This is a genomic window from Aquimarina sp. AD10, assembly GCF_003443715.1.
Taxonomy (GTDB): Bacteria; Bacteroidota; Bacteroidia; order Flavobacteriales; family Flavobacteriaceae; genus Aquimarina; species Aquimarina aggregata.
In genome coordinates this window covers 92,316-114,201 of the sequence record NZ_CP031965.1, presented here as the reverse complement: position 1 = coordinate 114,201, position 21,886 = coordinate 92,316, and the positions used below count along the sequence as shown (strand labels likewise).

General features: G+C 33.0%; 18 protein-coding genes. 3 read left to right on the top strand and 15 right to left on the bottom strand.

Going from position 1 to position 21,886, the window contains the following annotated elements; all coding sequences use genetic code 11:
* Positions 1-2: 2 nt before the first annotated feature.
* The 3 genes from D1816_RS00440 (at position 3) to D1816_RS00430 (ending at position 2,585) form a co-directional block, all read left to right on the top strand.
* Complete coding sequence (locus D1816_RS00440; protein WP_066311188.1) at positions 3-764, top strand: SDR family NAD(P)-dependent oxidoreductase; 762 nt, start codon at positions 3-5, stop codon at positions 762-764.
* 139 nt (positions 765-903) lie between these two features.
* Positions 904-1,908 carry a sugar kinase gene (locus D1816_RS00435; RefSeq protein ID WP_118500772.1) on the top strand — a complete coding sequence of 335 codons (1,005 nt, stop codon included), beginning with the start codon at positions 904-906 and terminating at the stop codon, positions 1,906-1,908.
* Positions 1,908-2,585 (top strand): bifunctional 4-hydroxy-2-oxoglutarate aldolase/2-dehydro-3-deoxy-phosphogluconate aldolase, encoded by a 678-nt coding sequence (locus D1816_RS00430; RefSeq protein WP_118500771.1) that lies wholly within the window; start codon positions 1,908-1,910, stop codon positions 2,583-2,585. Before D1816_RS00435 ends, D1816_RS00430 begins: the two co-directional genes overlap by 1 nt.
* Before the next feature lie 141 nt (positions 2,586-2,726).
* On the opposite strand, the gene D1816_RS00425 is transcribed toward D1816_RS00430, so the two are convergent.
* The 15 genes from D1816_RS00425 to D1816_RS00350 all read right to left on the bottom strand — a co-directional run bounded on the left by D1816_RS00425 (position 2,727) and on the right by D1816_RS00350 (position 21,812).
* A complete protein-coding gene (locus tag D1816_RS00425; RefSeq protein ID WP_147405061.1) occupies positions 2,727-3,275 on the bottom strand; it encodes a porin family protein in 549 nt (182 codons plus the stop codon).
* 175 nt (positions 3,276-3,450) lie between these two features.
* The gene (gene ilvA, locus D1816_RS00420) at positions 3,451-4,716 is read right to left on the bottom strand and encodes a threonine ammonia-lyase IlvA (protein WP_066311200.1); all 1,266 of its coding nucleotides are present in this window, start codon (positions 4,714-4,716) and stop codon (positions 3,451-3,453) included.
* Positions 4,717-4,835: 119 nt separating this feature from the next.
* Positions 4,836-6,311: a ketol-acid reductoisomerase gene (gene ilvC, locus D1816_RS00415; protein WP_118500769.1), complete on the bottom strand. Its 1,476-nt coding sequence runs from the start codon at positions 6,309-6,311 to the stop codon at positions 4,836-4,838.
* Positions 6,312-6,430: 119 nt separating this feature from the next.
* Positions 6,431-6,964 carry an acetolactate synthase small subunit gene (gene ilvN / locus D1816_RS00410; RefSeq protein WP_066311204.1) on the bottom strand — a complete coding sequence of 178 codons (534 nt, stop codon included), beginning with the start codon at positions 6,962-6,964 and terminating at the stop codon, positions 6,431-6,433.
* A gap of 2 nt (positions 6,965-6,966) precedes the next feature.
* Positions 6,967-8,700 carry a biosynthetic-type acetolactate synthase large subunit gene (ilvB, locus tag D1816_RS00405; RefSeq protein WP_118500768.1) on the bottom strand — a complete coding sequence of 578 codons (1,734 nt, stop codon included), beginning with the start codon at positions 8,698-8,700 and terminating at the stop codon, positions 6,967-6,969.
* Positions 8,701-8,798: 98 nt separating this feature from the next.
* Entirely contained in the window at positions 8,799-10,475 is a 1,677-nt protein-coding gene (ilvD, locus tag D1816_RS00400; RefSeq protein WP_118500767.1) for a dihydroxy-acid dehydratase, read from the bottom strand.
* 655 nt (positions 10,476-11,130) lie between these two features.
* Positions 11,131-11,778, bottom strand: a complete 648-nt coding sequence (locus D1816_RS00395; protein WP_066311212.1) for a response regulator transcription factor — start codon at positions 11,776-11,778, stop codon at positions 11,131-11,133.
* 122 nt (positions 11,779-11,900) lie between these two features.
* A complete protein-coding gene (locus tag D1816_RS00390; protein WP_233565260.1) occupies positions 11,901-12,602 on the bottom strand; it encodes a sensor histidine kinase in 702 nt (233 codons plus the stop codon).
* Positions 12,603-13,350: 748 nt separating this feature from the next.
* Positions 13,351-13,743 (bottom strand): hypothetical protein, encoded by a 393-nt coding sequence (locus tag D1816_RS00380; RefSeq protein WP_118500764.1) that lies wholly within the window; start codon positions 13,741-13,743, stop codon positions 13,351-13,353.
* A gap of 308 nt (positions 13,744-14,051) precedes the next feature.
* Positions 14,052-14,906, bottom strand: coding sequence for a biotin-dependent carboxyltransferase family protein (locus D1816_RS00375; protein WP_118500763.1), 855 nt, complete (start codon positions 14,904-14,906; stop codon positions 14,052-14,054).
* Positions 14,906-15,631, bottom strand: a complete 726-nt coding sequence (gene pxpB, locus D1816_RS00370; RefSeq protein ID WP_118506178.1) for a 5-oxoprolinase subunit PxpB — start codon at positions 15,629-15,631, stop codon at positions 14,906-14,908. Before pxpB ends, D1816_RS00375 begins: the two co-directional genes overlap by 1 nt.
* Positions 15,632-15,636: 5 nt before the next feature.
* Entirely contained in the window at positions 15,637-16,368 is a 732-nt protein-coding gene (gene pxpA / locus D1816_RS00365) for a 5-oxoprolinase subunit PxpA (protein ID WP_118500762.1), read from the bottom strand.
* Positions 16,369-16,393: 25 nt separating this feature from the next.
* Entirely contained in the window at positions 16,394-17,614 is a 1,221-nt protein-coding gene (locus D1816_RS00360; protein WP_118500761.1) for an Nramp family divalent metal transporter, read from the bottom strand.
* Positions 17,615-18,745 (bottom strand): DUF2891 domain-containing protein, encoded by a 1,131-nt coding sequence (locus tag D1816_RS00355; protein WP_118500760.1) that lies wholly within the window; start codon positions 18,743-18,745, stop codon positions 17,615-17,617.
* 193 nt (positions 18,746-18,938) lie between these two features.
* Complete coding sequence (locus D1816_RS00350) at positions 18,939-21,812, bottom strand: pitrilysin family protein (RefSeq protein ID WP_118500759.1); 2,874 nt, start codon at positions 21,810-21,812, stop codon at positions 18,939-18,941.
* Positions 21,813-21,886: the final 74 nt, after the last annotated feature.

The window sequence follows — 21,886 nt, the reverse complement described above, 5'->3', positions numbered from 1 at the left end:
AAATGAAATCAAAAGGAAAAGTTGCCTTAATAACTGGGGCCACCGGAGGAATAGGCTATGAAGTTGCAAAAAGACTAGGCAATGACGGATATACTGTTATTTTAAATGGTATAGAAGATGAAAAAGGAGCTCAAAGAATAGAAGAACTTACTGCTCTAGGAATAACTTGCGAGTATTATGGATTTGACGTTACAAATGAAGATCTTGTTACTTCAAACATAAATACAATTGGAGAGAAATATGGTAAAATCGATGTACTTGTAAACAATGCAGGTGGATTAGGCGGTAGATCTCGTTTTGAAGGTATGACAACAGAGTTTTATAGATCTGTAATGGCTCTAAACCTTGATTCGACATTTTTTGCGTCAAGAGCTGCTATACCATTTCTTAAAAAAGGAGAAAATGCTTCTATAATTAACTATACGTCAAATGCCGGATGGACAGCAGGAGGCCCTGGAGCCGGAATTTATGGAACTTCTAAAGCTGCGGTAAATGCAATAACTAGAGCATTAGCAAAAGATTTGGCTGAATATGGTATCAGAGTAAATGCAGTATCACCTGGTACAATCGATACTCCATTTCATGAACAAATCAAGTCAACAAAACCGGAAGTTTTTGCATCGTGGAAAAATAATATATTACTTGGAAGATTAGGTCAACCAGAAGATGTAGCTTCTGTTGTGTCTTTCTTAGCTAGTGATAATGCTGCTTTTTTAACTGCTGAAACTATTCAAATTGGTGGTGGACAAGCTTTAGGAATTTAAAAATAAAGAAGAAAACTATAAAATAAGAGGCTGTTTTGTCATTTATTAATCATCTTTATTATTAAAAAACAACGTTGATATAAATGGAAGGCTAGTTAAAATTTAGCTTCCATTTATATCAACTTAAATTAATTCAACAATGAATAAAGTAGTAACCTTTGGAGAAGTTTTAATGCGCATAGCTCCTTTGGGAAATAAAAAATTAAAACAAACCAACCAACTAGAGTACTACTTTGGAGGTACAGAAGCAAATGTTGCTATATCACTTTCTCAATTCGGAAATCAAACACAGCATGTAGGTGCAGTATCTAATGATTTTGTAGGAGATGCTGCAAAAAGCTTTTTACAGAAATTTGGCGTTAATACAAGCGCAATACACAATTCTCATCATCCTTTAGGATTATATTTCCTTGAAGTAGGAGCAGTTATGAGATCTAGTACTATTGCTTATAATAGAGCACACTCTGCATTTTCTAATATTGATCCAAAAAAAATAAACTGGGAAGAAATTTTAAAAGATTGTCAATGGTTTCATTGGACTGGGATTACCCCTGCTCTATCTCTTAACGCATATCAAGCACTAAAAGAAGGTTTAACTGTTGCCAATCAAAAAGGAATTCCTATTTCTGCAGATCCTGCGTACAGAAAAGACCTATGGAACTACGGAAAAGATGCTAAAAAAATATTAAATGAATTAGTTGGACTATCTACTATTTTTATTGGTGGTCCAAATGAAATTAATGAACTACTTAGTACCAAATTTTCATATGAAAATGATGATTTCATAAAGGGTAGTAAATTACTCCTTAAAAAACATACTAATATCCAAAAGGTATTTGATAAAACAAGAAAATCAATAAATGCAAATTGGCATAAAATACAAGCCAGAATGTGGAATGGTTTAGAGTTTTTGGAAACAAATGAACTAGAAATTACGCATGTGATAGATAGGATTGGTACAGGAGACGCTTATGCCGCAGGATTAATTCATGGTTTATTGCATTACGACGATACAAAAGCATTGCAATTTGCTAATGCATCTTGCGCAATTAAACACACCATCGAGGGAGATGCAAATTTAGTAACTGAGCAAGAAGTAATTAGTATCATAGAAGGTAATCTTTCTGGAAGAATAATAAGATAATGGCACAATATACAAGAATAGAAGTAGCACAAGTAATGAAAGAAACAGGGATTGTTCCCTTGTTTTATCATTCTGACATAGAAATCGTAAAGAACGTAATCAAATCGTGTTATGACGGAGGCGCAAGAGTATTTGAATTTACAAACCGAGGTGATCATGCTCAGGATATATTTTCTGAAGTATGTAAATGGGTAACTAAAGATCTTCCTGGAATGATTTTAGGAATTGGATCTATAGTAGATCCAGGAACCGCGTCCTTATTTATACAGAACGGAGCTAATTTTATAGTATCTCCTATTCTGAACCCTGAAATTGCCAAAGTATGTAATCGCAGAAAAATAGCCTGGCTTCCGGGGTGCGCAACATTATCAGAAATTAATTACGCAGAAGAATTAGGCGCCGAAATAGTAAAAATATTTCCTGCCAGTCAAGTTGGTGGCCCTAATTATGTTAAAAGCATAAAAGCTCCTTGCCCATGGTCTAGTATAATGCCAAGTGGTGGAGTTAGTCCAGATGAAAAAAACCTTTCTGATTGGTTTAACGCCGGTGTTCATTGTGTTGGAATGGGATCCAAACTAATTGTTAAGAAAAATGAAATTGAATTCGATTATAAAATGATTACTGAATTAACTAAAAAATCAATAGATATTGTAAATACGTTAAAAAAAGAAAACTAATTTATGTAGTGTGTGTGTTATGTAAAACTCTAACTTAAATTAGATTACAGTTGACATTAACGGTGTCAAAAATACCCTTATAATTATTTTATAAGGGTATGTTTTTTTATTCTATAAAGTTACTTTTCAAAAAGTAGTTTATTAATTATCACCAAAAGTAAATAACAATCCTATATTTAAAGTAATATCTGAAATAGATGCATCATTTACTTTACCCGCACTTAAGTAAGCAGCATTCATATTAAGAATACCATATTTAAAACCAAGTGCCGGACGAAGTGCAAAATTAGACTCGCTGTCTCCTTCTACTGTACCGCCTCCATTTGCAATCTCTACTTCTACCGAGCCTACTGTAGCCAAACCTAAACCAAGACTACCATAAGGTTTAAACTTAGTATCTGTAAAGAAATATCTACCATTAAGCATATAACTTCCTAATGCTAAATTACCTACACTAGCACCATCGAGATCACCGCCAACTAAAAAGTCTCCTTGGTATAATATAGAAATATCAATTCTTTCGGTAACACCATATCCTAATTCAAAATGAGCAGAAAGACCTCCATCTAAAAAATCAGCAGCATCTCCTGAAGGAACGGCATACCCAACACCAAAACCAAGTTTAACTTGAGCATTTGCAGCAGTAATACTTAATAATGCAATTGCAGTAAATAGTAAAAATTTTTTCATAATAGATTTAGTTTTATCGTTTAAATGCGCTAATATATCGATAAAAAGCATATTATTAACATTTTATTAATAAAAATTACTATTTAAATCTATTTTGAACATAAGTAACCCATACGTTATTAACGGTTAACGATGGATCAATATATTAAGTAAGTATCTTGAAATTCGAGAAAAATTAAACCAAAAACTGAAAAAGATCTGGTTTATCATTTAAATAATCACCAAAGAAATTTAGATCTTTCATTCTACAAACCAAAGGTTCTAAATCTTTTTTATCCTTTAACTCTATCCCTACAACAGCAGGACCATTTTCTCTGCTAGATTTCTTAGAGTATTCAAAATGGGTAATATCGTCATTAGGTCCTAGTACTTCTCCTACAAACTGTTTTAACGCTCCTGCTCTTTGCGGAAATCGTACAATAAAGTAATGTTTCAAATCTGCATATAGTAAAGCCCTTTCTTTTATTTCTGCCGTGCGCGTAATGTCATTATTACTTCCACTTACAATACAAACAACATTTTTACCTTTGATTTTATCTTTATAAAATTCTAAAGCTGCTAGGGTAAGTGCACCTGCCGGTTCGACTACTATTGCATCTCTATTGTATAAGTCTAAAATAGTTTGACATACTAGCCCTTCTGGAACGGTAAACATATCAGACAAGTGTTCTTTACAAATCTCAAAATTAAGATCTCCAACCTTTTGAACCGCAGCTCCATCAATAAACTTATCTATATTTGAAATTTCTGTATTTACATTATTCCTTATCGATGTTAACATTGAGGGTGCTCCTTTTGGTTCGATACCAATAATTTTAGTATTTGGCGATAACGCTTTTATTGCACCACATAGGCCTGATGCAAGCCCACCTCCTCCTATTGCTACAAAAATATAGTCTATAGGAACATTTGTTTGTTTACATATTTCAAGACCAATTGTTCCTTGCCCTTCTATGGTTTTAGGATCTTCAAAAGGATGTACAAATGTTTTTCCTTCGGATTTGCAAATTTTCATTGCGGCTTTTGAAGAGTCATCAAAAGTATCTCCTTCAAGTACTATTTTCACATGCTCACCACCGAACATTTGAGTTTGAGCTATCTTTTGTTTTGGGGTAACTGTAGGCATATAAATAGTACCTTTGATACCTAAATGATGGCATGCAAAAGCTACACCTTGAGCATGATTTCCTGCACTAGCGCAAACTACCCCTCTTTCTAATTCTTCCTTACTAAGAGAGCTTATTTTATTAAATGCCCCTCTAATCTTATACGATCTAACACGTTGAAGATCTTCTCTTTTAAGCAAGATATTGGCATCATATCGTCTAGAATACCTAATACTATTCATAAGAGGAGTTTCCATAGCAACATCTTTAATCATAGAAGCTGCTTTTTGGATATCTTCTAATTCAGGAAAATAAGTGGTGGTCGCTACATTCATTTGTTCTTACGTCATTTTCATTTTGCTAGTCTGGATCCATTAAAGGTACACAATACACATCTCAAAAACTTTAACAGACCCCGACCAGACAAAATTTAGTGGTTATTCACCTTAGTTGGTTAAACTATGGGTTTCATTGCCGTCATCGATGCTCTTAACTTTGCACCGATACGTTCTATTGGGTGATTTCTTAATGCAGCATTAACTTCAATTAATTTTGCATTATCAACACCATTATTTTTTCCTTTGTCATATGCTTCACCGATAACATTGGTATCAATATTTTTCATAAAATCAGTTAGTAATGGTTTACATGCATGATCAAACAAATAACAACCATACTCAGCTGTGTCAGAAATAACTCTATTCATTTCGAACAACTTTTTACGTGCAATCGTATTCGCGATTAAAGGTGTCTCATGTAAAGACTCATAATACGCTGATTCTTCTATAATTCCTGAATCCGTCATTGCTTCAAAGGCTAATTCTACTCCGGCTCTTACAAATGCAACCATAAGTACACCATTATCATAGAATTCTTGTTCAAAAATCTCTACATCACCTGCAGCCGTTTTTTCAAATGCTGTATTTCCTGTAGCTTCTCTCCATGACAAAAGGTTCTTATCGTCATTACTCCAATCTTCCATCATTGTTTTTGAAAAATATCCAGATATAATATCATCCATATGTTTTCTAAACAGGGGGCGCATTATATCTTTTAGCTCTTCAGATAATTCAAAAGCCTTAATTTTTGAAGGATTAGATAATCTATCCATCATATTTGTTATTCCTCCATATTTTAATCCTTCGGTAATAGTCTCCCAACCGTATTGTATTAACCTAGAAGCATAACCAGCATCAATTCCTTTTTCTATCATTTTATCAAAACACAAAATTGATCCTGTCTGTAACAAACCACATAAAATTGTTTGTTCTCCCATGAGATCAGATTTTACTTCTGCTACAAATGAAGACTCTAATACTCCTGCTCTATGCCCTCCTGTGGCTACTGCATAAGCTTTAGCTTGATCAAATCCATGATTTTGAGGATCATTCTCTGGATGCACCGCTATTAAAGTAGGAACACCAAATCCTCTTTTATATTCTTCTCTTACTTCTGATCCTGGGCATTTTGGTGCGACCATAATTACGGTTAAGTCATCTCTGACCTGCATACCTTCTTCTACAATATTAAATCCATGAGAGTAAGATAAAGTTGCTCCTTTTTTCATTAAAGGCATCACCGTATTAACTACTTGTGTATGTTGTTTGTCTGGAGTAAGGTTAATTACCATATCTGCAGTAGGAACAAGTTCCTCATAAGTCCCTACAGTAAACCCATTATCCATAGCATTTTTATATGATTGTCTTTTTTCTTTAATTGCAGCTTCACGTAACGTATAAGAAATATCAAGTCCAGAATCTCTCATATTTAAGCCCTGATTAAGTCCCTGAGCACCACATCCTACAATTACAATTTTCTTTTGTTTTAGAGCTTCAACACCTTCTGAAAATTCATCTGCATTCATGAATCGACATTTTCCTAATTGTGTTAACTGGTCTCTTAATGATAGCGTATTAAAATAATTTGCCATTTCTGTTCTAATTTGTTGTTGTCTCCTTTTTGGAAACTTGATTTAATTTTGATTTTAGTTGTGTCTTTATATTATCTCTCAATTCAAAAAAACTGAGATTAGCATGTATTCCTTAAATTTTATTCAACTTCTTCTGTAAAGCTTTCTAATATTTTAGAGATATGCATTTTATCTTTAGTGACTGCAATTCTACCAGATCTCACAAATTGCATTAATCCATGAGGTTCTAATTTATGATATAACGCTTCTACTTCTCTTCTTCTTCCTGTCTTCTCTATTACAAAAAACTCTGGTGTTACCGTGACAATATTTGCGTTGCTATTTTTTATAACATTTTGAATCTGACGTTCTTCAAACAGTAATCTTGATTCTACCTTAAATAAAGCTGTTTCTTGATATATGATTTCTTCTTCTCTATGATAGAAAGCTTTAATAACTTCAATTTGCTTTTCTATTTGCCCGACTATCTTCTTTACTTGTTCCTCGGTAACCTTTATAGCTATCGTAAATCGAAATACATCTTTAATCTCTGATTGAGATGCAGTCATACTATCCAAATTAATATGACGTTTTAAAAAGATTGCAGATATTCTATTAAGCAATCCTATGTTGTTTTCGGTATAAACCGAAATCGTATAATTCTCTCTTTCCATAACTAACTTAATCTTATATCTGAAACTGATGCACCTGTAGGAATCATAGGAAAAACATTATTTTCTTTTTCTACGCATACCTCTAAAAAGTACGGTTCTTTAGAAGCGATCATCTCTGAAATAGCTTCTTGTAAATCCTCTCGTTTTGTTACTCTTTTAGCTTCGATATGGTAACCTTTTGCAATGGTGACAAAATCAGGGTTTACCATTTCTGTGGAAGCATATCTCTTATCAAAAAATAATTGTTGCCACTGACGCACCATACCAAGAAAATCATTGTTTAATACAACAATTTTCACTGGCACTCTAGTTTGAAAAATAGTACCTAATTCTTGTATTGTCATTTGATAACCTCCATCACCGATAATAGCTACTACTTCTCTTTCTGGCGCACCCATTTTTGCTCCAATTGCAGCAGGTAATGCAAAGCCCATGGTACCTAATCCTCCTGAAGTAATATTACTTTTAGTCTTTGTAAATTCTGCATAGCGACATGCAATCATCTGATGCTGTCCAACATCTGAAACAATTACAGCATCACCTTTTGTTTCTTCATTAATGCCTCTTAATACTTCACCCATAGAAAGACTATCTTTAGTAGGATGTAACTCCTCCTTAATAACTTTATCGTATTCTATAGTATCATAATCCTTGAACTCCTGAACCCAAGCATCATGGGAATTAGGTTCTATTAAAGGCATTAATTTGGATAATGTTTTTTTAACATTTCCCATTACAGCTACATCAGCATATACATTTTTATTTACTTCTGCAGGATCTATTTCAAAATGGATAACTTTAGCTTGTTTTGCATAGGTTTCTAAGTTACCTGTTACTCTATCATCAAAACGCATTCCTATGGCCAATAATAAATCACATTCATTAGTTAATTTATTTGGTCCGTAATTACCATGCATACCAACCATTCCCACATTTAAAGGATGCATCGTTGGTAGTGCAGATAGTCCTAAAATTGTCCATGCTGCAGGAATACCTGTTTTTTCTATAAAGTTCTTGAGTTCTTCTTCTGCCTCGCCTAGAATTACTCCTTGCCCAAAAACAATCATTGGTTTTTTAGCGTTTCTTATCAATTCGGCTGCTTCTTCTAGGCTCTTAGGATCTGTTTCAGGAACTGGTTTATAACTTCGGACTCCTTTACATTTTTCATATTCAAAATCCAACTCTCCAAACTGAGCATCTTTAGTAATATCAATTAACACAGGACCTGGACGACCTGAGCGTGCTATATAAAAAGCTTTGGCAATTACTTCAGGGATATCTTCAGCTTTCGTTACTTGACAATTCCATTTGGTAATTGGTGTAGAGATTCCGATAATATCTGTTTCTTGAAAAGCATCTGTACCTAGTAAATGAGAGCCTACTTGTCCTGTGATGCATACCATTGGTGTAGAATCAATTTGAGCATCTGCAATACCTGTAACAAAATTAGTAGCTCCAGGTCCGGAAGTTGCTATTGCTACCCCTACTTTACCACTAGTTCTGGCATACCCTTGCGCCGCGTGTGTAGCGCCTTGTTCGTGCCTTGTTAAGATATGTCGCAATTGATCTTGAAACTTATATAACTCATCATACACGGGCATAATAGCCCCACCAGGATATCCATAGATCAAATCTACTCCTTCTGCTAGCAAACATCTAATTACCGCTTCTGCTCCAGTCATTTTCTTTGTTGTTGCTATGGTTTCCTTTTTTATTGTCTGCGTTTGTGTTTCCATACGCTTTTTTTATTTGAGGCCAGATTCATAAAACTATGAGTCTAGACTTTTTTTTGATTTCTTTTTCTATCTATCAAGTTTAGAAGGAAAACTTATTTTTAAAATTCATCTGTTACACATCCTTTAGATGCAGATGAAACTGTGTTCGCATATTTATACAATACACCTTTACTAAATTTTAGTTCTGGTTGTACCCATAATGCTTTTCTTTTTTCAATTTCCTTCGTATCAACATCTACTGTTATTGAGTTGGTTTCTGCATCTATAGTAATTATATCTCCATTTTTAACTAAACCAATCAATCCTCCTTCTTGTGCTTCAGGAGTAATATGTCCCACAACGAAACCATGTGTTCCTCCTGAAAATCTTCCATCAGTTATCAAAGCCACATCTTTTCCTAAACCTGCTCCCATAATGGCAGCTGTTGGCTTTAACATTTCTGGCATACCAGGACCTCCTTTGGGTCCTTCATATCGAATGACGACGACATCTCCTTTCTGCACTTGTCCTTCTCTAATACCTTTGTTTGCCTCATATTCACCTTCAAAGACCTTAGCCTTACCTTGAAAACGTAATCCTTCTTTACCAGTAATTTTTGCAACGCAACCTTCTTCTGCCAGGTTACCAAACATAATTCTAAGATGACCAGTTTGCTTTATTGGATTTTCTAGTGGTTTTATGACTTCTTGACCTTCTGTCAAATCTTCTACTTCTAACAAATTTTCTGCTAGTGTTTTTCCTGTGACTGTTTGGCAATCCCCATGTAACAATCCTTTTACTAATAAATATTTTAATACCGCAGGGATTCCTCCTACTTCATGAACATCTTCCATCAAATATTTACCACTTGGTTTTAAATCCGCCAAGAAGGGTGTTTCATCACTAATTCTTTGAAAATCTGCAAGTGTAAACTCTACATCAGCAGCTCTTGCAATGGCTAAAAAGTGTAAAACTGCGTTGGTAGAACCGCCAAGAACAGTTACTAATCGTATAGCATTTTCTAAAGATTTTCTTGTTACGATATCTTTAGGTTTAATATCTTTTTCCAGAAGTACTCTCATCGCTCTACCTGCTGCGATACTCTCTTCTTCTTTATTTTTACTAATTGCAGGGTTTGATGAGTTAAACGGCAATGACATACCCAATGCTTCTATTGCAGAAGCCATTGTATTGGCAGTATACATCCCACCACAAGCTCCGGCTCCAGGAACTGATTTTTTAATTACTGATTTATATTCACTATTTTCCATAGTACCAGCAACTTTTTCTCCCCATGCTTCAAAAGCTGAAACTATATCAAGTTTTTTTCCATTATGACAACCAGAAGCTATTGTACCCCCATACACCAATATTGAAGGCCGATTTAATCTCAACATAGCCATTAAGGCTCCCGGCATATTTTTATCACACCCCACTACGGTCACCATTCCATCATAAGACATGGCTTGAACTACGGTTTCCATAGAATCTGCAATAACATCTCTTGATGGCAATGAAAAACGCATTCCGGGTGTACCCATTGAAATTCCATCACTTACTCCTATAGTATTAAAAATTAAACCCACTACATCTTCTTCTAGGGTTCCTTTTTTAACCAATTTGGCAAGATCATTAAGATGCATATTACAAGGATTACCTTCATAACCAGTACTAGCAATACCAACCAAAGGCTTTTCAAAATCTTCTTCGGTAAGACCAATTGCATGCAACATAGCTTGTGCTGCAGGCTGTGTATCATCTTGCGTAACTTGTTTACTATATTTATTTATATTCATTCTTTCTGAATGTATTTATTTTATTAATTATTCAATAATTTAACTATTTCACCTACATATTCGCATTTAAATAAAATCCGACAGTATAAAATTATTTTGTTGTGGCTAAAGTGACATTTATAATTCAACCTCCTTACAATATCCAACATAACACCATTCATCTTTTAGTATTGATTTACAGATACTTACACTCTTTTTATTTACAATCACTATTTGTTAATTTTTATTAAACATTATTTTAGATCAAAAAAAAATCCCTTCAAAAACTTGAAGGGATCTATAAATTTTAAATTGCATCATTATCCCTCCTTTATGATGAGTTAATCACCACAATACTAATGACATTAATAATTACACAATTAAACATATTTATAATTCGGTTTTAAAAACAGATTCTTTATCTTATTTTAATTTTCGATAAAATTCATAACCAAACCCTATTTTTTATAAGAATTTCGTAATAATGATTTTAAAAATACGGTAACAAAAAAAATCCCTTTACATTATGCAAAGGGATTTATATGATATCTCTAAAATCATCAACGTCCCTTATCAAGGCGAAATAATCACCTCAATACTAATGACACTAATGATATTTTTATCTAAATTTCTCATTCAAGACTCCAAATATAAAAAAGTTTTAAAAAACAAACCCCTATACTTTGAATAATTTATTTTTCATACAATAAATCACTAGTCCGACTCTGGTTTTTACTTCTAGTTTTCTAAAAACTGTTTCTCTATAGTTTTCTATCGTTTTTGGACTTAAGCCCATTTCTCCCGCTATATCTTTATAGGTAAGTTCTGAACAGGCTAACTTTAAAAATCCTCTTTCTTTATCTGTTAAACGCTCATGAAATTCTACACTACCGCCTCCTTCTTCAAAATGTCTTAAGGCATTCTCTATTTTACCAGAATAATAAAATCCTTGCTCGATAACCATTTTCATAGCGAATTCAAAATTCTCAGGATGTATATCCTTTAACAAATACCCTTTGGCTCCTGCGCGAATCATCTTAATAATAGTATCCTCATCATCTTCCATTGTTAACGCTAATACTTTTTGTTCGGATCTATGCTCTTTGAGCCATTGCATTGTTTGAACACCATCCATAACTGGCATCTTAACATCTAAAAGAATAAGATCTGGTACTTTACGTTTATGCTTGTAATACTGAGTAAGTTCTTTTCCGTTTTTTAGAATCGCAAGAACCTCGTATTCTTCAAGTTTTGATATCAAACTTTCTAATGACTGTGCAAATAAAAGATGATCATCAACAATAACTATGGTCTTTTTTTTCATGTGTTGTTTTTATTTTTTTCAATGGTCACATGGAATCTTTGATAATTAAAATAATTATTTTTTACCTATCTAAAAAATTATTTTAATTATGTCGGTTTCATTTACCCCTTTTTAATCAAACTTTAATTCTTAATTGGATAGGACAAGGTAAGTAAAACTCCTTTATTGGGAGCAGAAGTATATTCATATTTTGCTTTAAGCAGAGCAGCACGGCTTTTCATATTTAATAAACCAGAGCTCGCTTCTACGGTATTCATATCAAAACCAACCCCGTCATCCTGAATCTTTATATGTAAATGTTCTTCTGTATATTCTAATTCGACATCCAGATTTGATGCCTCTGCATATTTAATAGTATTTGAAAAAAACTCTTGTATGATTCGGTACAATATAATCTCATCTTTAGGATCGATATGTTCTTCTTCTCCTTTTATGGTTAAGGTTGGCGTTAAAAAGTTAAGCTTTTTAAAGCGCTTGAGTTCTACTCTAATAGATTTTTCTAGCCCTACATTCTCAATAACCTCATGATTTAAGGTTTTAGATAAATTTCGAATCTCTTGAAGACTATCTCCCACTAGACTACGTATATCTTGTAGTCCATCGGCTGTTTTTTTATCTATAGAAGTACCTAGAATATTAATTTGCATCACTGCGGTAGACAACAACTGACCAATATTATCATGCAACTCCCAACTTACATTTTTAAGTGCTTGTTCTTGAATCTCTATTCGAGATTTAAATATCTCATCTTCAAAACGTTGTTCTGCTTTTAATTTTTCAAAAATTAATTTGTTTTTTCTACGCTGAAACGCAATAAAAAACACAATACCGAAAATTATAAAAAAAAGAATAATAACGATAAAATATATTATGAGTAAGATTTGTTCTTTTTGAAGCATACTATAAAACCAATTGAGTAACAAGTATACATAAAAATATTTGCTATAGTAAGTATTAACCGATAAATACTAACAAAATCTGGACTTATTGAATTACTAAGATATTTACTATAAATAAATAATGGGGTAACGCATAAATGAAAAACTAATGTTCCAACAGAGAAATAAAATGGAATTAATTTTCCAAAACTAAGAATTGCATTACTCTGCAGAATCTCATAGAAATACAAACCAATACAAAGAAATATTAAAATTGATCCTATCAAAAAGCTGTACGAAGAATAAACCTCAAAAAAAACATCTGAAAAAATTAAATTAATCACTGAGGTAGTTCCATAAAACAAGATAAAATATACTAAAACTTTTCTAAAAAAATCCGACTTTAAATTTAATTTTATATAAAAAACATAAAAAATAATACTAATAATCAAGTAAGAGTTATATAGCCAAAGGTTTTTTTTAGACCAAAAAGAATCCTTCAAATAATCCAAACTAGGAACTGAATAAACAACAGTAGGAATAACACCTATTGTTTCCACCAAAACAGTTAACCATAAAAACATCACAAAATATCGAGAAGGATTATCTTCTCGATATTTTACTACATATAATGTCCCTAAGATGGCTGCAAATAACTCTAATAAACTTACAATTATTAAACCAAATGTCCCCATTAAAATACGTTTGGAGGCATCCCTCCGTTATTGTGATTAAAAGGCTGTATGAGATAATTATTAGGAGCATCATCTCCATCTTTTCCTTCTCCAACTGGAGCACCAGTTGGAGCTAAAAACACAGTTGAATAACCTCTATCCATTTTACATTGTTCCTTAGGATATGCTCCAAAATAAACTCTTATTCCTGGGTTTTTTATTCCTTGCTTTTTGGATTGTTTCTTTACATATTTTAAATATTGTTTTAATTCTTTAACACTCCAATGAAATTCTCTAGTATCTTCAAAACCCAAACATTTATCTATTTCTGGTGTCCTGGTATCGCACCAAGCCTTTTGTAATTCTTTTGCCTCTTCTACACTAATACACTTTTTAGGTATCTTTTTTCCCATAACTATACTTTATTTTAGGTTAACTCTTGCTAATATATTCAAAAAGTACTCTTTAAAACAAATGGCAATACCCTTTTATAAAAGCAAATAAGGTTAAACCGCAATATATAAGCGTTAATTATCAAGATATTAAAGAGATATAAAAATTACCAAAAATTTTAACACAGGGTATTTTCCCCCTGTACACAAAAGGGGTATTTCCCCCTATATGATGAAGTAGTTTAAACTTTTTTAATTCGCCATAAAAATGTCATTTTTCGCTAAAATCAAAAAAGTTTAAATCACTTCGATACAACAGTATACATCTTTTACTCTTCTATTAACTGGAACTTGCACTTTTCTCCTCTTCTTTTTTGTGCAATTATATCTATTGCTTTATTACTTAATTGTAATACCCTTGGATAACCACCTGTAGTTTGGCAATCTCTCATTAAAACAATTAATTTACCAGAAGGGGTCAACTGCAACGTACCTGGCAAAACAGGAGAAGTAAGCATTGAGGGTAATGTATTTTTTAATTTCTCTATTAATTGTATAGCCATACGATTAGCCTGATCAGATATTGTAAACTCAGAATTTAAAAGCACTCTCTTTTGAACACTTGCTAATTGATCAAATTCGGCTCCTTTATACACCATTAATTTATCATGATCGTCAAAATAAGACGCATCAGAAATCGAAGAAAATGACATTACAGATTTTTCATCCTTTTGGTATGCTATTTCATCATCTTTTGACAATATAGGTGATGATGTTATTGATTTAAAAAAAGACCTACTTTCTAATCGAACATCTGAAAGAAAACCGTTTCTTATTCCTACATATCCATATTTTTTATTCTTACAAAAATTTAAAGAAAAAACATCTCCTTTTTTTACAAATATCCTGCTATACATTTTTACGGGAACACCATTTAAAAAGCACTCTGTAAAAGCACCTGTAATACTTATACTAGTGGGGGCAGAAAATTTTAAAACAGGAGCTTGAAACACCCACTCTATACAAGCATCATTTTCTTGATTTCCGAGAAGAGCATTTGCCAACCTAAATGAAGTTTTATCCATAGCACCACTTCTTGGAACACCAAATTTCGAAAATCCTAAACGACCTTCATCTTGAATGGTAGAAAAAAAACCTGATTCTAAAATTTCAACTTTTCCCATTACAACTCTATAGGATTTAAAGAAAACATATCGTTAAAAATTTGAGTTCTGATATCGTTATATTCTGATTCTTTAACAGACATAAACTGAATTAGATCATTGGGCTCCACAAAACAAGGAGTGCCTTTTTTAAGATTAAAAAAATCAATTGGCGAACGACCAATCACGTGCCACCCACCAGGACTATCAGACGGATAAACTCCTGTTTGATTACCACCTATAGCGACAGAACCTTTAGCAACTTTTAAAGCCGGTGTTGTTTTTCTAGGTAAATTCAACTTTTCGTTCAAACCTCCCAAATAAAAAAATCCTGGTAGAAATCCCAAAAAATAAACTCTATATAATGGAGTAGTGTGCAATACGATTAACTCATCAATCGTCAAGGATTTAGCTTTTAAAAACGAACCAAGATCAGGAGCAAGTTTCAAAGAATAACAAACAGGGATTTTCCAGAGTCTATTTTTTTGCATCAAAACATCATTAATAGACAAATACAACTCTTTTAGATCAAAAATCTTACTATAAACATCCTCTATAGTTATATTATAATAAATTAATAACGAGTTATATGCTGAAATTACCTCAACAATTTCTTTAACATAAACACGTTCTATATTTCTCCTGAACAAAAGGAGGTCTTGAAGTATATTTTCATCGATCTGCGATGGCCATTCTATTAAAATAGCACTTTCTGAATATCTTTTATATTGTAAATCATACTTCATTTTATTCATTTAAAAGTAAAATTCAATTCAGAAAATTTTTTATAAAGATGCTCTAAAATCGAAACAGAATTTGGATTATCGCCATGAACACATATTGTATCAAAAAAAACAGAACACTCCTCTCCTTTTAAAGTTTTTATTTTGCTATCCAAAACCATTTTCGAAACATGATCAAATACTTCTTTAGGTTTTTTAAGCACCGCATTTTTATTAGAACGCGAAACCAACGTTAAATCTTCATTATAATTACGATCGGCAAAAACTTCATTTTTCACCACCAAAAGATCTTTACAAACATACGATAATTTAGAATTTTCTTGCGTTATAATATACAAACTTTTATCAATACTTTTGACTGATTCTAAAACAGCCTGCGCTCTTTCATCATTTTTAAACACATCATTATAAAGTGCTCCATGAGGTTTAACATGATGTAATGTACCTCCTGCTTGTTCAACATAAAATTTCACTTTTTTAATCTGGCTTGTTATTGTCTGAATCAAATCGTTATATGGTATATCTAAACTTACTCTTCCGAAATTTTCACGATCAGGGTATGATGGATGTGCTCCAATTTTTACATTATGCTTCATAGCGAGCTTTATAGTTTTTTGAATAGTGACATCGCTGCCAGCATGACTCCCACATGAGATATTACACCATGATATAAACGGCATTATTTCGGCATCAAAACCTGCTTCTTCTCCAACATCTGCATTAAATATTATTCGTTTCATTTCCTACAAATTAAAAACAAAAAACTTACAAGTTTATTATCACTTTCCAAATACTCCTAAATCCTAAAAAAACCATAGCAAGAAGAATTAAAAAACCTACTATATTTTGGAACAATGAATTTGTATATATTCCTAATATTTTCTTTCTATTCATAACCCATAAAAGGAAGCCCGCGATAATAGGTAACAGAAGTCCATTTGCAACTTGCGCAAACTGGATAATGGTGATAGATTTTATCCCAAGAGATGAAAACACAACACCTAAAAAAAGAATAAACATCCATACTGATCTAAACTTCATACTACGCATATCACCTTGCCACCCCAAACATCCTTTCACAACATAAGCTGCTGCTAAAGGAGCGGTAATTGCAGATGTAATACCAGCTGCAAAAAGACCTGTAGAAAGCACATATTTTGCTGCAGATCCAAAGACTGGTTCTAAACTTTTCGCCAAATCCGCAGCACTATTTATTTCTATGTTCTGAATTGCAGCACCAGAAACGATTATTGCCATAGACATTATTCCACCAAGAACAACAGCAATAACAGTATCTTTTTGAGCAAAAGGTAATTCTTTTGGACTATGCCACTTTTCTTTCACCAAAGAAGCATGTAAAAATAGATTATAAGGTACTACTGTTGTACCTACTAACCCAATTATCATGATTAACTTTTCAGATGAAAAGTCTGGGACGAACCCCTTAGCTATTAGAGATAAATCTGGTTTAGTGACTATAGCAGTAATTATAAATGCTAAACTCATAAACAGTACTAATACTATTAAACTGCGTTCTAACACTTTATAATTCCCTATATACAATAAACAAAACGCTATAACACCTATAATCAAACTTAAATAATTAAAGGAAAGCCCTCCTAATGTAATTGTCGGATCCTTAAAAATAGTAGATAGCCCCAATACTCCGCCACTTATGTTACCTGCTTCATAAGCTGCATTACCAATAAAAATTGCGGATATTATAATGATAATAAGTATTGATCTTACAAATTTGTTTTCAAACTGGGATTTGAGAACTGCGCTAAGTCCATTTTGGGTTATCACCCCTAATCTAGCCGCCATTTCTTGTAATACTACACAGGCTATAATAGAAAGCAGCATCGCCCATAGTAATGTGTATCCAAATTTAACTCCAGCCAATGTACATACAGTAACGGTACCAGGACCAATAAAAGCTGCTGTGACCAATGTAGCTGGTCCGATATTAGAAAACCACTTTTTCATTTATTTTGCAGTATTATCTAATGCATAAATAGCAAAGGAACCTAGCCAATGCCCTCCTTCGTAACTATCTCCTACCAGATTAGGTAAAGAATATGATATATGAGTATTGGCTACATAAAAAAGATGATCATATTCTTTATACTGCTTTGCTAATCCATACAGTACCCATGCTCTACTAAAGTTTAGACCATCTAGGTGCACTAGCTTTCCATCTGTTCGATCAGATACTTTTCCTACTTCTAAATCAAAGTCTCTAGCAATTAATTGAGGCATAAATAAAGTAATCCATTCATTAAACTCTTCTTGTTTTAGAACCCTTCTCATTAGATCAATCTCTTCTAAACAAGGGGATAAGAAATCATACCCACTCGGCTCCCAACCTATTGGACAACCTTGATCATTTTTATAAAATGCTCTGGCTCTGGTTTCGATACTTTTCTTTAATTGTTCATTTTTTAGTCTAACAGCATAATCCCAAGCAAATGACAACCCAAAAGCTGTATTGGTGTGCTCTCCTACTCTAATGGGATAATTGAGCTTAGGTAAGAAGTCTATATATTTTTGAACAATGAGGTCGGTTAAAGGCTTCATATTACCTTCTAACTCCTTTGCCAAAGGATCATCCCACGTATGTAGTTCTTCTGCTAGTTTAAGCACCCAAGCCCAACCATATGTTCTCTCAAAAGATGTATTGTGCTTATCCGCAAAATACGCTACTTCTATTTCTATATTTGCTTTCGATATATTTTGGAGTAATTTGGCTCTTGCTTCTTTACCTTTTTCAAGGTTTGGAAAACGTTTTAAAAGTTTTACCAATGACCAATGACCATGAACCGAAGAGTGCCAATCAAAACAACCATAAAATGTAGGATGTAACTCTTTAGGTTCTCCTAGGTTTTCTTTACCCCCTAATGTTTGATTAAGTTTATTAGGGTACTCTACTTGTAAACAAGCTAAGGGCAAACTGGCTAAGGCATTAGCTTCTTTAAGAGTAAGCTGCAAAGGCTTTTGAATGGGATTTTCTTTTACCTCTTTAACAACCTCTTCTTTTACTGGATCTTTTTTGGTGTTTGTCGTCTTGTTACAACTACAAAAAGCGAGTATGGAAATCAGAAAGATTGTTCTATTCATAATCAATATTTAAATTTAAGAATATGTATGTTCCTAAAAATATTGAATTCCTTATGGAAAGTAAATGGATTGTTAATAAGAACATTGAATAGTTTATAAATTCTTATTCGAGAAGCAGTTTAAACGGGGGCAACAAAAAAGAGGCATGAAATATAACTCATGCCTCTTTCTTTAAATCATTTTGATAAACCAGCTACGGTTTAACATCTTTAAGCGTTACCTCGTTTCCTTCTTTATCTAATAGTAACACCTCATCAAATCCTGCATTTTTAAATTGCTTAAATTGAGTAGCGGCGTCTCCAACTAATACATATGCCATTTTAGTTTCATCAAGGTATTTATTTGCTAACGCCTTATGTTGCTCTAGCGTCATACTTTCAATTATTTTTTCTTCTTTGCTAATATAATCAGGAGCAAAACCATATCGGCTAACAGTTTGTAACATTCCCAAAAGCGCTCTCTGGGTTTCAAACCTACGCGCATTTGATTTGATCAATGCATTTTTAGTAAATTTTAAATCATCTTCTGAAATACCACTTTTATATTTTTCTATTTCATCTTTAAAAATCTTAACAGATTCAAAAGTAGTATTTGTTCGAACACTTGAAGAAGCGGTAAAAGGACCTGGTATTTCACTACCTCTAAATCCTGATCTTGCCCCATAGGTATACCCTTTTTCTTCTCGAAGAATTAAATTCACGTTTCCAGAAAAAGACCCTCCTAATTTATAATTCATTACAGTAGCTGGAAAGTAATCTTTATCTGTACGAGCCATAGATAAGTATCCTATATTAATTACTGATTGCTTAGCATTAGGGATATCAACAAAATAAAGTGATGACTTATCTCTTTTAGTTGCAATTTCATACGTTGGTATTTTAACTTCTTTACTTGCCCATTTACTTTCTAAATTTTTAAGTGATTCAAGTGCTTTAGTTTGATCAATATCCCCTACAATATGAAATCGACTAATAGATGGAGAAAAGTTATTTGTATAGAATTGTTTTAAATCATCAATAGTGATTGCTTCAACAGAAGCAACAGTACCAGTTGTTGGATATGCTAACATATGCTTTTCACCATACAAAAGTTTGCTGTATACATTTCTAGCCACTGTATTAGGATCGGCTGCAGATCTTTTAATTCCATTTATGGTTTTAGTTTTTATTCTACCAAATTCTTCTTCATCCCATCGTGGTTCTAACAATATTTCCTCTACCAAATCAATAGTTTTACTTAGATTACGTACTAAGGTATTTCCTCTAATCACAATAGATTCATTTGTGGTAAACATATTAATTGAGGCTCCAAGCAGCTCTATTTCTTCTTCTAATTGTTCTGGGGTTTTTGTAGCTGTACCTTCCATCATAATATCGGTCATTAGATTTGCAACCCCTATTTTATCAAAAGAATCCAATAAGTGCCCTCCAGGAATTGTTAAACTAAAATTAACCAAGGGTAATTCGTTTTGTTGGATACCATAGACTTTCATGCCGTTAGACAATGAAGCATTCCATGATTTAGGGATATTAAGTTTCGGAGCTTCTCCTTCTGCAGGAGCTACAGAGCGGTCAAAAGCTGATGGTGTTTTTTCAACTTCTACTTTAGTTTCTGCAACAGCTTCTTCTACATTTTCCTTAATTTTTTCTTCTACTACTGCAGCTATTTGCGAATCATTAGCAGCCAACTCAGGTTTCCCTTTGGGAACAAAACTAGTTACCACATAAGGTTTATCTTTTATATATTTATTATATACCCTTATAACATCATCTTTTGTAACCGCTTTAATATTTTCTATGTCTTGTGTAATAAAGCCAGGATCTCCAGCAAAAACATTATACTGTGCGAGTTGAAATGATTTTCCTAATACACTACTAATCCCATTATAAAATTGCGTTTCTAAACCTGCCTTTATTCGTTCTATATCAACATCTGTAATACCTTCTTCTTCGAATTTTCTAAATGCTTCAAAAACTCCAGCTTCAACATCTGCAAGGTTTTTACCTTCGTTTGCGGTTATATTGATCCTAAATTTCCCAGCAATCTCCATAGATCTGTTCCACGCATCAGTTTTAGAAGTCAATTCTTTTTCTTTAACTAAAACTTTATATAGAGCAGCTTTTTTACCGTCGGATAGTAATTGTCCTAAAAAATCTAGAGCATAGGCATCATCTGTATATTGTTCTACGGTTGGCCAAACCATATTTAATTGAGCAGTAGTCGCAAAATTATCTTCATGAGAAAATCTCTTCGTTTCTGATAATGTAACATTTTGCACTTTTAACTTCTCTACTGGTTGGCGTTTTTTAATCTCTCCAAAATACTTTTGGATCATTGCTTTGGCCTTATCAGTTTCAAAATCCCCTGCTAATACCAAAGTAGCATTATTTGGTCCGTAATACTTATCATAAAATTCTTTTACATCCTCTACAGTAGCATTTTGAAGATCTACTAATTCTCCTATTACCTGCCAATTATACGGATGACCTTCGGGGAATATATTTTTATCAATTACCCAATTGGTATGACCATAAGGGTTATTATCAACTCGCTGTCTCTTTTCATTTTGTACAACTTCTTGCTGATTTTTAAACGCACTCTCTGTAACTGTATTGATTAAAAAGCCCATTCTATCAGATTCTAACCACATTACTGTTTCCATTGCATTTTTTGGCACCACTTCATAATATATAGTTCCATCTTGCCATGTACCCCCATTAAGAGTCCCCCCTACATCTTGTATTTTTTTAAAAAATTGATCTTGGGCAACATTTTCTGATTCTTGAAACAGCATATGCTCAAATAGATGAGCAAAACCTGTTCTTCCGGTTTTCTCTCGATTAGAACCTACACCATATTGAATTGCAACTGAAACAATTGGATCAGATTTATCTTGATGCAATACTACTTGAAGGCCATTTTCGAGTTCATATTTTTCAAAATCGATAGAAAGTTTCCCTACTTCTTCAGTTTGAGGTTTTGATTCTGTCTCTTTTTTGCACGAGACAACCCCTAAAAATAAAAAGAATATTACTACAGGTAATATTCTGAAAACTTGAGTATTCATATTTTGGTTTTTTGATTAAACATTTAAAAGTAACCTAAGCTACTGATTATTAAACACGAACTTTTCCTAAAAAA

Coding starts and splice junctions, on each gene's coding strand:
- D1816_RS00430 (WP_118500771.1), top strand. CDS start 1,908: ATGGCACAATATACAAGAATAGAAGTAGCACAAGTAATGAAAGAAACA.
- ilvC (WP_118500769.1), bottom strand. CDS start 6,311: ATGGCAAATTATTTTAATACGCTATCATTAAGAGACCAGTTAACACAA.
- pxpB (WP_118506178.1), bottom strand. CDS start 15,631: ATGAAGTATGATTTACAATATAAAAGATATTCAGAAAGTGCTATTTTA.
- D1816_RS00350 (WP_118500759.1), bottom strand. CDS start 21,812: ATGAATACTCAAGTTTTCAGAATATTACCTGTAGTAATATTCTTTTTA.
- ilvN (WP_066311204.1), bottom strand. CDS start 6,964: ATGGAAAGAGAGAATTATACGATTTCGGTTTATACCGAAAACAACATA.
- D1816_RS00375 (WP_118500763.1), bottom strand. CDS start 14,906: ATGGGAAAAGTTGAAATTTTAGAATCAGGTTTTTTTTCTACCATTCAA.
- pxpA (WP_118500762.1), bottom strand. CDS start 16,368: ATGAAACGAATAATATTTAATGCAGATGTTGGAGAAGAAGCAGGTTTT.
- ilvD (WP_118500767.1), bottom strand. CDS start 10,475: ATGAATATAAATAAATATAGTAAACAAGTTACGCAAGATGATACACAG.
- ilvB (WP_118500768.1), bottom strand. CDS start 8,700: ATGGAAACACAAACGCAGACAATAAAAAAGGAAACCATAGCAACAACA.
- D1816_RS00440 (WP_066311188.1), top strand. CDS start 3: ATGAAATCAAAAGGAAAAGTTGCCTTAATAACTGGGGCCACCGGAGGA.
- ilvA (WP_066311200.1), bottom strand. CDS start 4,716: ATGAATGTAGCGACCACCACTTATTTTCCTGAATTAGAAGATATCCAA.
- D1816_RS00355 (WP_118500760.1), bottom strand. CDS start 18,745: ATGAATAGAACAATCTTTCTGATTTCCATACTCGCTTTTTGTAGTTGT.
- D1816_RS00360 (WP_118500761.1), bottom strand. CDS start 17,614: ATGAAAAAGTGGTTTTCTAATATCGGACCAGCTACATTGGTCACAGCA.
- D1816_RS00395 (WP_066311212.1), bottom strand. CDS start 11,778: ATGAAAAAAAAGACCATAGTTATTGTTGATGATCATCTTTTATTTGCA.
- D1816_RS00380 (WP_118500764.1), bottom strand. CDS start 13,743: ATGGGAAAAAAGATACCTAAAAAGTGTATTAGTGTAGAAGAGGCAAAA.
- D1816_RS00435 (WP_118500772.1), top strand. CDS start 904: ATGAATAAAGTAGTAACCTTTGGAGAAGTTTTAATGCGCATAGCTCCT.
- D1816_RS00425 (WP_147405061.1), bottom strand. CDS start 3,275: ATGAAAAAATTTTTACTATTTACTGCAATTGCATTATTAAGTATTACT.